Source organism: Streptomyces sp. NPDC088766, from assembly GCF_044750845.1.
Taxonomy (GTDB): Bacteria; Actinomycetota; Actinomycetes; order Streptomycetales; family Streptomycetaceae; genus Streptomyces.
Map to the genome: position 1 here is coordinate 57,516 of NZ_JBIVKQ010000005.1, position 12,171 is coordinate 69,686.

At 70.6% G+C, this 12,171-nt stretch carries 8 protein-coding genes; 4 read left to right on the plus strand and 4 right to left on the minus strand.

What is annotated here, in order from left to right; all coding sequences use genetic code 11:
- From ACIP5W_RS09350 to ACIP5W_RS09365, 4 genes are all read right to left on the minus strand, one after another.
- Positions 1-2,492: tetratricopeptide repeat protein (locus ACIP5W_RS09350; RefSeq protein ID WP_401469172.1), on the minus strand; the 2,492-nt coding region annotated here is incomplete at its 3' end.
- 35 nt (positions 2,493-2,527) lie between these two features.
- Positions 2,528-2,875 carry a trypco2 family protein gene (locus ACIP5W_RS09355; RefSeq protein WP_401469175.1) on the minus strand — a complete coding sequence of 116 codons (348 nt, stop codon included), beginning with the start codon at positions 2,873-2,875 and terminating at the stop codon, positions 2,528-2,530.
- Positions 2,876-3,035: 160 nt separating this feature from the next.
- Complete coding sequence (locus ACIP5W_RS09360; RefSeq protein ID WP_401469178.1) at positions 3,036-6,182, minus strand: Tn3 family transposase; 3,147 nt, start codon at positions 6,180-6,182, stop codon at positions 3,036-3,038.
- A gap of 248 nt (positions 6,183-6,430) precedes the next feature.
- On the minus strand, positions 6,431-7,156 hold the full coding sequence (locus ACIP5W_RS09365; RefSeq protein WP_401469181.1) for a hypothetical protein: 726 nt from the start codon (positions 7,154-7,156) through the stop codon (positions 6,431-6,433).
- A gap of 468 nt (positions 7,157-7,624) precedes the next feature.
- On the opposite strand from ACIP5W_RS09365, the gene ACIP5W_RS09370 reads away from it, so the two are divergent.
- From ACIP5W_RS09370 to chvE, 4 genes are all read left to right on the plus strand, one after another.
- Positions 7,625-8,785, plus strand: a complete 1,161-nt coding sequence (locus tag ACIP5W_RS09370; protein ID WP_401469184.1) for a mandelate racemase/muconate lactonizing enzyme family protein — start codon at positions 7,625-7,627, stop codon at positions 8,783-8,785.
- The gene (locus ACIP5W_RS09375) at positions 8,782-9,786 is read left to right on the plus strand and encodes a zinc-binding dehydrogenase (RefSeq protein ID WP_401469187.1); all 1,005 of its coding nucleotides are present in this window, start codon (positions 8,782-8,784) and stop codon (positions 9,784-9,786) included. Before ACIP5W_RS09370 ends, ACIP5W_RS09375 begins: the two co-directional genes overlap by 4 nt.
- 110 nt (positions 9,787-9,896) lie before the next feature.
- Entirely contained in the window at positions 9,897-10,868 is a 972-nt protein-coding gene (locus ACIP5W_RS09380) for a hypothetical protein (protein WP_401469190.1), read from the plus strand.
- Positions 10,869-11,041: 173 nt separating this feature from the next.
- Entirely contained in the window at positions 11,042-12,151 is a 1,110-nt protein-coding gene (gene chvE, locus ACIP5W_RS09385; RefSeq protein WP_401469192.1) for a multiple monosaccharide ABC transporter substrate-binding protein, read from the plus strand.
- Positions 12,152-12,171: the final 20 nt, after the last annotated feature.

Sequence of the window (12,171 nt, forward strand, 5' to 3'; positions counted from 1 at the left end):
GCCTCCCCCCAGCGCCTCACCTCCGACAGCTGGTGGCCGAGGTTGGTCAGCGAGGTGGCGAGGCCGGGTTCGTGGGCGGCGGGGTCGTCGGCAGCGAGCCGACGCAAGATCACCACCGCCTCCTGCCCAGCGGCGAGACCCTCGCCCCAGCGCCCCGCCCTTGACAGCCAGAGACCGAGGTTGGACAGCAAGGTGGCGAGGCCGGGTTCGTGGGCGGCGGGGTCGTCGGCAGCGAGCCGACGCCGGATCACCACCGCCTCCTGCGTCGCGGCGAGGGCCTCCCCCCAGCGCCTCACCTCCGACAGCCGGACGCCGAGGTTGGACAGCGAGGTGGCGAGGAGGTCGAATTCGTAAGGGTCAGGGAAACCGTGCGCCATCTGCTGGTGGGCCTGGGCGAGGGTCGTGGCGAGCCGGAGGGCGAGGGGGGCGATGATGCGCGATCGATAGGGAAGTGCGGCCGAGACCGATTCAAGTGCTGGGTAGGCGAGGGGAGCGGTGTCCAGGGATGTGTCCAGAGTGCGGAGGACGTACCTAGTGTCGGTGGTGCGGGCGGCGTTGTAGTGGGCGATGGCGGCGCGAGTCAGGACGGTGACGATCTGAGCCTGTTGGTCAGAGCCAGCCGCGCTGAGGAGGGCGGGCAGCTTGATGTCGCCCTCTATCAACACGCTGGTGGCGTGGTACTCGGCAATGCGGTCGGGTTGGAGCGAGCCCCAGTAGCGGTCGGGTCGGAGCGAGTCCCTGTCGCGGTCGGCCGGATACAGGCGTGCGAGCCACGCCGCGGCGCGTGTAGTCGTGTCGGCGGGCATACCTGGGACCGCGGCGAGGACGCGGGCGGCGGCGTCGGCGCTGTCGGCACCGCACAGGGCCGCGACCGCCACGGCGGCCTTCAAGGTGGTGGTGCCCAGGCCGAGTTTGAAGGCGGGGGCCTGCGCGCTGTCCTCCCAGAAACGTCCCTCGTGCTCAAGCAAGACCTTCTCCGCCGGGTCACCGGAGTCGGCGCGGGCGGGGCGCGGGCCGTTCTGAAGGAGCGTCACCAGGGCGGCAAGCTGCAGGGTGAGAGCGTTGCCGTAGCGGGGGTGGGCGAGGTCGTCGGCGGGGCGGAGCATGTCGGCGAGGGCTGTCCAGTCATGGCCGGGAACGCTGGGGATGCTGGGGACACGGGGTAGTAGGAGCGCCAGGTCGTGGGCAGCGTTACGGAATGCTTCGCTGCGGTCCTGGGAGGTTCGGGCAGCGGGCTGGAGCGGGCCGAGCGGGACAACGGGGGCTGCGGCCAGGAGGCGGCGGACAGGCGGGGTGGCGCTGAGGGTGTCGGTGCGCCATTCGCCGTCGGAGCGGGCGAGTAGGAGCAGGCGGACCCGGTGGCGGGTGGTGTGGAGGTGGGTGATCAGGCGGCGCAGCAGGCGGGGGCGGGTCTCGGCGTAGTCGACGACCAGGAGCAGGGGCAGTGCGGTGTTCAGGGGGGTGAAGTCGGGCGAGGTGTCGTGGTCGGCGAGGTCGGAGCGTAAGTGCCCGGTGACCCAGTTCTCGTGGCTGAGGGTGTCGGTGAGGTGGCGGGCGAGGCGGGTCTTGCCCTGTCCGCCGGGGCCGGTGATCACCTGGATCGCGATTTTGGCGGGGTTGGTGGTGCACCATGCGTGCAGGTCGGCGAGTTCCTGCTCACGGCCGTGGAAGGCGACGGCTTCGGTGTCGGCGCGCAGCAGGGCGGCGGGTGAGTCGAGGTCGCGGTCGACGGTGGCGGGTTTGAGAAGCGGGGCGGGTTCGATGGGTTCGAGGACCGGGTCCCAGCCAGTGTGCTCGGCGACCAGTCGACGGAACTCGGAGGGACGCCCGTCCCGGTCGCTGAGGAGGTGGCTGATGGGGGTGGCGGTCAGGCGGGTGCCGGCGTCGGCCTGGCGGTCGTGGCGGACGATGCCGCACAGCAGGTCGCCGACGGAGCCGTCGTCGGCCAGGACAGCGGCCCCGGAGATGCCGGACCAGCGGGTGCCGCCGACGGCCGACGGGCCGACGGGCACGGGCGTGGTGCTGGTGACCTCATAGCGGCGGGCGAGCGTCCCGGTGCCTGGGGTGATCTGGCCCTCCATGTGCTCGTCCAGGCGGCCCCGCTCGGGGTCTTTCTGAAACCGGGGGAAGCCGGTCAGGGATACCGGGCGGGAGCAGGTGCCGATGAGGTGCCCATAGCGCTGCGGCGGCCTGGCGATCAGGTCGGAGAGAGACTCGGGAACCGGCCAGTCGCAGTCGGCGGCGATCTCGACCAGCGCGGCATCGGCCTTGTCGTCCCGCTGTCGCCAGCGCACGCTCGCCGGGTACTCCCTCTCGCCGTCATCGGGTCGGCACACCGTCAGCGCGAACCGCCCGCCGCCTGGGTCAAGGTCGTCCAGGACGTGGTCGGCGGTCAGCACCAGCCTGGGGGCGACCAGGTACCCCGTCCCGAACCCCTTCGCATCCTCGCCCCTGAGGGCCACCCGGATCTGCACCCGGCGATCCAACTCCACGAACGCTTCCCCCTCCAGCCACGGTCACTGCCACATCAATCAGCCAGGAGCGGCTGCTCCCTGTCGCGGACCTCGACATCGCCGCCGCCCGGCTTGCCAGGGGTCAGCTTCACGGTCACCACGTGGGTGGCCTTGCGGCCACTCTCCTTCTTCCCACCCAGGCTGATCACGCTCCAACGCAGCCCGCCGTTGACGCCCTTGGTGCCGGTCAGCTCCAGGCCGAGGTCCAGCGTGATCTCACCCACCGTGAACCGCACCCCCTTGTCACCCCCGCCCGCGGGATCGGTGATCCGGCGCTGTGCCTCGGCGATCTGATCCCGCAGCAGGGTGATCGCGTCCGCCAGGTCCATCCACTCTTCGTCCGCACTGCTTGCACTGCTCATCTGCATCCCCTCCGTCTCGGAACACGCCCTCCCTCCCGGCGGGAAGAGAGACGTATCTGGCTGTTTCTCCGAGAAAAACCATCAGAAACCATGCCCTGCTCGGCGCCTGTGGTGTGACCGCCACATCCCCGGCCAGGCCGGGGATGGGCGCTGCCGCCCTCTACATGCCGGCCTCCGTGTCCTCGTCGTCGGCGGCGTCGACCGCCTCGCGCAGGGGCCGCAGCATCCCGCGGCCGGGAAGGGCGGGCCGGAAGCTGTAGCGGCCCAGGCAGTTGAGGTTCGCGTGCTTGAGCGGGGAGAGCCGGGCCACGTCCTCGTCCAGGACCTCGTGCTCACGCTGGCCAGCGGGCAGCGCATGCAGCGCCGTGACCGCGGCGTCGAGGTAGCGGCTGGTCCACAGCACGGCGGCGTTGAGGACCAGGCCGAGCGCGCCGAGTTGGTCTTCCTGTCCCTCGCGGTATGCCTGCATGATCTGCCCGCGCTTGCCGTGGCAGATGTCGCGGGCCAGCTTGTGGCGGGACTCCTGGACGGTGAGCTGCCGGTTCATCTGCCGGCGGTAGGTGTCGTCGACGGGGTCGACCACGCGCAGCAGGTGGAGGGTCTTGGCGATCCGCCCGTACTCGGCGAACGCGGTGCCGAGCGGGGTGGGGCGCCCCTCGCGGCCGAACATCCGCAGCAGGTCGTATGCCCTGACCTGCCCGGTCACCAGGGAGCCAGCCACTCGCAGCATGTCCGGCCAGTGCGTGATGACCTTGTTCAGGTTCACCCGGTTGCGGGCCAGGGCCTCCAGCGGCCCGTAGCCGCCGGTCGTGACACCGGGCATCTCCACGCGCCAGAACCGCTGGTCGGCCAGGTCGCGGAAACGCGGGGAGAAGTTGTAGCCGAGCATGGAGAACAGGCCGAACACTATGTCGGAGTACGAGGCGTTGTCGGTGGCGACCATCTCCGGCTTCACCCCGGCGTCCAGGTTGAGCAGGGTGTCCAGGATGTGCAGGGAGTCGCGCGGGGTGCCCGGCACCACCATCTGCCCGATGCCCGCGACCTGGTCATTTACGGCGTTGAGCCAGGTGATGCCGCGTTTGAAGTGGTAGTACTTCGGCGACGGACCGGCATTGATGGTGCGCTTGGGCACCACGAACCGCAGCCCGTCGACGGATGCGAGCAGGCCCTCTCCCCAGTGCTCGACGATCGGCACGCGTCCCTGGGCTTCGATCAGGCGCGCGTTAGCCGCGGCGATGGTGTCGGCCCGCAGGTAGTACTGGTCGACGTGCACGAGCCGGGCCCGGGTGAGTGCCTCGTCATTCGGGTCAATGACGGGGGTGTAGCCGATGTTGCACGCCTCCGCGACCAGCAGCGCTACCAGGGAGGTCTTCAGGTTCTCCATGCGGGTGCGGCCGTCACCGAGGTGCACGAAGGCGTCCAGGAACCCGGTCCAGGCATCAACCTCGAACAGCAGGTCCGGCAGGTCGATCCTCGGGAGCATCGCCGCGGTGGTCTTGCGCAGCCAGCGCAGCGATTTCGGTTCGCCGAGGGCGCCGAGCCGGTCCACGTTCAGCTTCAGCCGACCGTTGGGTTGCACCTCGAAGCTGAGCTTGGCGTCCTGCCCGGCCTCTTCCAGCCGCTCGGCCATCAGCTGCCACGCGGCGTCCAGCGCCCGCACCCGCCCGGCGAGGTGTTCCTCGACCGGCTGGTCCAGGCTCAGGCCGTGCAGGACGTCCTCGGCGACGGCCTCCCACTGCTTGCCGTCCAGCAGCCGCGCCCGCGGGTCGGACCATCGGTTCGACGGTGAGGCGAACACGTCCCGGCGGTTCAGCGCGCGGTAGAGCTGCTCCAGCACGCACACCACGTACGCGTCGCGGTCCACCGCTCCTTCGGGCAGGTCGGGGTTGGAGAACACTGCGCGCTTCCACGCCGGTGGCACGAGCTTGCCGTCGATCTCGCGTGGCAGTAGCGGCTTGGCCTTCACCTTCCGCCGGGCCAGTGCGGGCAGCCGCTTCACCGCCGCCAGCACCCTCGCCCCGCCGGAGGCCGCCCCGAGCGCGGCCGATTCCCCGAGCAGGGACAGGAAGGGGCGGACGGTGTTGTAGCGGGTGGCCAGCAGGCGCCGCATCTCGGCTTCTGCCTCGTCGTCCCCGGGCGGCAGCAGCTCGTCCAGCAGCGTGGCGGCGGCCTCGACGTCCTCGCGCGGGCCGACCTCCGTCTCCAGCGCCCGCCACAGCGCCGCTGCGTCCAGGTCGGCGCCGTGCTCGGTGACGAGGTTCAGTTGCTCGCTCCACAGCCGGTACACCGCCGTGACCGTACGGGACGCCTTCGCCAGCCGCGGCTTCGCCGCCAGCCAGTCCTTGTCCGTGGCCCGCTTCGCTGCGCTGATCAGCTTCACCTGCATCAGCAGCGCGAACAGGTCCAGCGCGTCATCGATCGCGGACGCCTCCAGGTGCCGCACCACCGACGTCAGCAGCGCCGTGCGCTTCGGCTCCGGGGTGCGCTCCAGGTTCGGCGCCTTGCTGCCCAGCCCCGTACGGGCCAGCGCCGCCAGCCGGTTCGGCGGCACCTTGCCGATCTTCACCCGGCCCAGCTGGAAGGAGGAGATCTCATCGATCCGCTCCAGAGCCTTCGCCATGCCGGTGCCCGTGGTCCGCGTCGGCGGCCGGCGCAGCCGCTCCAGCTCCGAGACCCGCCGCCCCTCCGGCACCTCAAGCAGCGCGACCAGATCGCCGTGCAGCGACGCGTCCGCCCGCTGCACGGCCCTGGCCACCGTGACGTACAGCCGCTTCTCCGCGACCGCCCGGACCTCCGCCACCTGCCGGGCCAACACGCTCACGCCCGGCAGCAGCACCCGGTTCCGGCGCAGCCACCCCACCGCCTGGTTGAACAGCGCCACCGGCCCCTCGGCGTGCGTCCACGCACGACCGTGCAGGAACGCACGGAACTTCCGGCCCCACTCGTGGTCCTCGAACTGGTGGTAGCCGTAGGCGTCCCGGATCTCCCACGCATGCTCGTACGCCGTCATCTGCCGCTCGGTGTACCGCTTGACACACGAGACATCCTCCACGCCCAGGTGCTCCCCCAGGTACTCGATCACCGACCACGGCACATCCAGCGGGTCCTCCAGGAACAGCCCCAGGTAGCGGACGGTGCACATCTGGAGCGCGAACCCCAGCCGGTTGTGATCCCCGCGCCGCTTCCGGATCAACTTCCGGTCGACGTCATCGAGGTAGAAGAACCGCTCCAGCTCCGGCCGCGTCGGCTCCTCCACGAACCGCCCGTACGCCCCAGCCTGCTCATCAGTCAGAAACTCCACTGGCACCCGGCGGACGCTAGCCACGCGCCGAGCCATTCATGCGATCTTCCGCCGAACAACCGCAAAACCGGGAACCCCTGTGCTACTGGACCAAGATCAAGTGCTTAGCGCTAACGGCTGCTCCGTTGTTCCCCGAGGCCGTGGTGGTGCCCCACGTCCTGCGCCGGCACGGCTTCAGGCCCTTCGCCGTCTCCCCGGCCCGCCGAGTCCGCGCCGCGGAGCGGGTGCCGGCCCCGGCCCGGAAACGGGCGACGCTACGTGCACCACCACAGGAACCGTTCGCACGTTTCCGACGGTGACGGTTGCGGCTTCGGGTCGGAGGTGGTCGGGTCGGCCGAGGGGGTGCCGGGGGCGGGGTCCGCCGGGGTGGAGGCCGCGGGGGGCGTGCCCGGGGCGGGAGCCGACTGGGGGTCCTGGTCCGTGTCGTCCCGGGCCGTCTCCGACTCGCCGGGCGACGCCGACGCCGATGCCGACGGTGACTCCGAGGCGGAGGCGGAGGCGGACGGGTCCGCGGACGGGGAAGCGGTTTCTCCACCGTCGCCCTCCGCGTCGTCGTCCGGCTCGGCCGTGGCACCCGGCGCCTCCTCGGACTCGATCCGCGCGGACTCCCCGCCTGCCGCCGCCGGGTTCGAGGAGGAGCCGAACCCGGTTGCGTCGATGCCGAGTTCGGCCAGGCTCAGGCCGCCCGCGGCGAGCAGGAAACCGGCGGTGACGAGGAGCGTGCGGCGACGGCGACGGCGGTGCGCGGCGGCCTTGCGATCGCGACGGCTCGCCTCGCCCTCGGCGGGGCCCTCACCGGCCGGCCCGCGTTCCCCGCCGCCCCGGCCGCGGCCCTGTTCACGGCGGCGCGCGCGTCCGGCGGCGGGGGGCGCGGAATCGCCCCCGGCGCCGGCCCCGACACCGGCGCCGGCCCCGACACCGGCACCGGCACCGGCACCGGCACCGCCCCTGGCCCCGAACTCAGGCTCGGCGTCGGTCACTTCGGGAGCTTCGGGGACCTCGGGAGTGCCCCGGTCCGCACCGGGGCCGCGCTCTTTCGGCAAGGGCTCCTCGGGGGCGTACGGATCCGGTTCGTACGCCTCCTGCGGGTGCGTGGGCAACCGGTCGGCAGGGGTGCCGCACCCCGGGCAGGCGAGGGCGCCGTTGAGGTGCCGTCGGCACGGGTGGCAGTAGTCCATGACGCGGGAAGACTAAGTTCCCGGCGTGTGAAGTTCCTAGCGCCGCCTGTGAAGATTGTGCAGGGAACCGACTGTTCCGGTTTGGCTACCTTGAGCTACCGCCTCCGGCCGACCCGGAACCGCCGGTCGCGCCCCGCACCGAAAGTCCCGCCCGAAACTGTCGAAACCTCTCTGTGTCCACCCCATTGACACCCCCCTGGCCGCGTCCTTACTGTCACGCCAGCATTTCGAACGTGTGACGAAATCTCGAACAGCTGAAGGGCAACTTCCGTGCGCATCACCGGAATCAGCACCCACGTGGTGGGGACGCCTTGGCGCAACCTGACCTACGTCCAGGTGCACACCGACGAGGGCATCACGGGTGTGGGTGAGACCCGCATGCTGGGCCACACCGACGCGCTGCTCGGTTACCTGAAAGAGGCCGAGACCAACCACATTCTCGGCTCCGACCCGTTCGCTGTCGAGGACCTCGTGCGCCGCATGAAGTACGGCGACTACGGCCGGGCGGGCGAGATCGTGATGTCCGGTATCGCCGTCGTCGAGATGGCGTGCTGGGACATCAAGGGCAAGGCCCTCGGCGTCCCCGTCTGGCAGCTGCTCGGCGGCAAGGTCACCGACAAGGTCAAGGCGTACGCCAACGGCTGGTACACCACCGAGCGCACGCCGGAGGCGTACCACAAGGCCGCCCAGGGGGTCATGGAGCGCGGGTACAAGGCGCTGAAGATCGACCCCTTCGGCACCGGGCACTTCGAGCTGGACCACGAGCAGACCCTGTACGCCGTCTCCCTCATCGAGGCCGTGCGCGACGCCATCGGGCCGGACGCGGAGCTGATGCTGGAGATGCACGGCCGGTTCTCGCCGTCGACCGCGGTCCGGCTGGCGAACGAGCTGGCGCCCTTCAAGCCGGCCTGGCTGGAGGAGCCGGTCCCGCCGGAGAACCTCAAGGCACTGGAGAAGGTCGCCGCCAAGGTCGACATCCCCATGGCCACCGGTGAGCGCATCCACGACCGGATCGAGTTCCGCGAGCTGTTCGAGAGCCAGGCGGTCGACATCATCCAGCCGGACGTCGGCCACATCGGTGGCATCTGGGAGACGCGCAAGCTCGCCGCGACCGCCGAGACGCACTACATGCTGGTCGCCCCGCACAACGTCGGCGGGCCGGTGCTGACCGCGGCCTCCCTCCAGGTCGGGTTCAGCTCACCGAACTTCAAGATCCTCGAACACTTCAACGACTTCGCGGACTCGGAGATCAAGAAGGTCGTCAAGGGGGCCCCGCAGGTCGTCGACGGTTACTTCCACCTCTCCGACGCCCCCGGTCTCGGGGTCGAGCTGGACGTGGACGCGGCCGCCGAGTTCCCCCAGCAGCAGGCCCGCTTCGACCTGTGGGCCGACGGCTGGGAGCAGCGCAAGCCGAAGGGCACCGGGCAGTGAGCACCGCCGTCGTCGTCGAGGCGCCCGGCGAGCACCGGCTCACCGCGCACACGCCCCGCCGGCCGGAGCCAGGTGAGGCGCTGGTGCGGGTGCACGCCGTGGGCATCTGCGGCAGCGACCGCGAGGTGTACCAGGGCAACCGGCCCGAAGGATACGTCCGTTACCCGCTCACGCCCGGCCACGAGTGGTCCGGGACGGTCGAGGCGGTGGGCGCCGGGGTGCCGGTCTCGCTCGTCGGCCGCAAGGTGGTCGGAGAGGGCTTCCGCAACTGCCAGGTGTGCGACCGCTGTCACGCGGGTGAGACGACGCTGTGCTCGGACGGGTACGAGGAGACCGGCTTCACCCAGCCGGGCGCGATGGCGGCCACGCTGACCCTGCCGGCCCGGCTGCTGCACGTGCTGGCTCAGGACGCCGACCTCACGGCGGCGGCGCTGCTGGAGCCGGCCGCCTGCATCGCGGCCGCCGCGATCAAGGCGCACGCCCTGCCGGGCGAGCGGGTCGCCGTGGTCGGCACCGGGACGCTGGGCATGTTCGCCGTGCAGTTCCTGCGGGCGGGCTCGCCGGCCGAGCTGCTGGTGGTCGGGACCCGCGACGACCGGGAGGCGCTGTCCCGGCGCTTCGGCGCCACCGACTTCCGCACCAGGGACCAGGACCTGCCCGACGACTTCGACGTGGTGATCGAGACCGCCGGGTCCGCCTCGGCCGCCCGCACCGCCGCCTCCCTGCTCAGGCGCGGCGGCCGGCTGGTGCTGACGGGCATCCCCGGTCCGGGCGCCGACGGCCTGGACCCGACGGACCTGGTCGTGCGGCAGCTGGAGGTGCACACCGTCTTCGGAGCGCCGCCCGACGCCTGGTCGCACACGGTGCGGGTGTTCGGGGCCGGGCTGCTCGATCCGCTGCCGCTGGTCACGCACGAGCTGCCGCTCGCCGAGTTCTCCGAGGCGATCAGGCTGGTCGGCTCCGGCGACCCGAAGGTGGGCAAGGTGCTGCTCCGCCCCTAGACGTACGCCGGTGCGGGGCGGCCTGACGGCCCGCACACCGGCGTACACCCGGTCCCCCCACGCCTTGAGCCGCGAACCTCGTCCGACATACCGAACACGAAGGACAGCTTGTGACGACCGACGCCTCCACTACGGCCGCCCGCCGACCCGGTGAGCAGGTGCTCACCGCGCTCGGACTGGGCGCGCCAGCCCTCGATCCCGCCGACACCTCCACCCACTCCTTCCCGGGCGGCGGCCGCTGGCGCACCGAGATCCCCTCGTGCGAGGGTCCCGAAGCGCTGGGTGTCGTCCTGAAGGAGGCCTCGCGGCTCGACGTGCCGATCCACCGGATCAGCCAGGGCAGCGGCGTGTGGATGCTGACCGACGCCGAGATCACCGAGATGGTCGACGCGACGAACGAGCGCGACATCGAGCTGTGCCTGTTCACGGGGCCGCGCGGCACGTGGGACATCGGGGGCTCGACGCGTACCGACTCGCGCGGCGGGGGGCTGCGGGCCCGCGGCCACGACGCGGTCGCCGGATGCGTCGAAGACGCCGTGCGGGCGACGGAGTTGGGCGTCAAGTGCCTTCTCGTCGCCGACGAGGGCGTGCTGTGGACGCTGCACCGGGCGCGGTCGGCCGGCCTCATCCCGGCCGACACCACGCTCAAGGTCTCGGCGCTGATCGGCCCCGTCAACCCGGCCGCCTACGCGGTCTACGAGCGGCTGGGCGCCGACTCGGTCAACGTGCCCAGCGACCTGACGCTCGATCACCTCACGGAGATCCGGCGGGTGTCGGGCGCTCCCATGGACATGTACATCGAGGCCCCCGACGATCTCGGCGGGTACGTGCGGATGTACGAGGTCGCCGAGCTGATCCGGCGCGGCGCACCGCTGTACCTGAAGTTCGGCCTCTCCAAGGCCCCCGCCATCTATCCGTACGGCCACCACCTGCGCGAGGTGACGCTGTCCACGGCCCGCGAGCGGGTGCGGCGCGGCCGGCTGGCACTCGACCTGCTGGCGCGGCACGGGGCGGACGGGGACATGGCGCCGCTCGGCTCCCGACTGCCCGGCGAACTCAACAGATTCGACATCCAGTCATAACGTTACGGAAACCCCGCTTCACAGAAGACGACACAGGCGCGCAGAATCCCACACACCTCTTTCTCGGTCTTCGGGGAACCTGCCGGGAGCGCCGTCGCACCGCGAGACAGACCGAATCCGCGCACACCGAACCCTGCACACCGAACCCTGCACACACATCAAGGATGATGACCATGGGTAACCGCAGAGCCGCACTCGCCGCCGTCGCCGGCGCCGCCTCCCTCGCCCTGACCCTGTCCGCCTGCGGCCAGAGCGGCGAGGGCGGCAGCGAGGAGAACAAGAGCGGCGGCGCCAAGGGCGGCACGATCGGCATCGCGATGCCGACCAAGTCCTCCGAGCGCTGGATCTCCGACGGCAAGAACGTCGAGAAGGACCTCCAGGCCAAGGGCTACAAGACCAAGCTGGTCTACGGCGAGGACAAGCCCGACCAGCAGGTCTCGCAGATCGAGAACCTGATCGCGCAGGGCGTCAAGGCGCTGATCGTCGCGGCGATCGACAACAAGTCGCTCGACAACGTGCTCCAGCAGGCCAAGGACGCGGACATCCCGGTCATCTCCTACGACCGCCTGATCCTCGGCAGCGAGAACGTCGACTACTACGCCTCCTTCGACAACTCCAAGGTCGGCGAGCTGCAGGCGAACTACATCGTCGACAAGCTCGGCCTGAAGAGCGGCAAGGGCCCCTTCAACATCGAGCTGTTCGCCGGCTCCAACGACGACAACAACACCAAGTACTTCTTCAACGGCGCGATGAGCGTGCTCCAGCCGTACATCGACAGCAAGAAGCTCGTGGTGCGGTCGGGCCAGACCCAGCTCACCCAGGTGACCACGCTGCGCTGGGACGGCGCCACCGCCCAGCGCCGCATGGACGACATCCTGACCAAGTCGTACAAGACCGAGAAGGTCGACGCGGTCCTGTCGCCGTACGACGGCATCTCCATCGGCATCCTGTCGGCGCTGAAGTCGGACAACTACGGCTCCGCGAGCAAGCCGCTGCCGGTCCTCACCGGCCAGGACGCCGAGCTGGCCTCGGTGAAGTCGATCATCGCCGGTGAGCAGACGCAGACCGTCTACAAGGACCTGCGCGAACTGGCCAAGGTCGCCTCCAACATGGTCGACGCGGTCCTGAACGACAAGAAGCCCGAGGTCAACGACACCAAGACCTACGACAACGGCGCGAAGGTCGTCCCGGCCTACCTGCTGGAGCCGGTCAGCGTGGACAAGACCAACTACCAGAAGGTCCTGGTCGACGGCGGCTACTACACGGCCGACCAGCTCAAGTAGCCCCCGCCCCCTAAGGATTG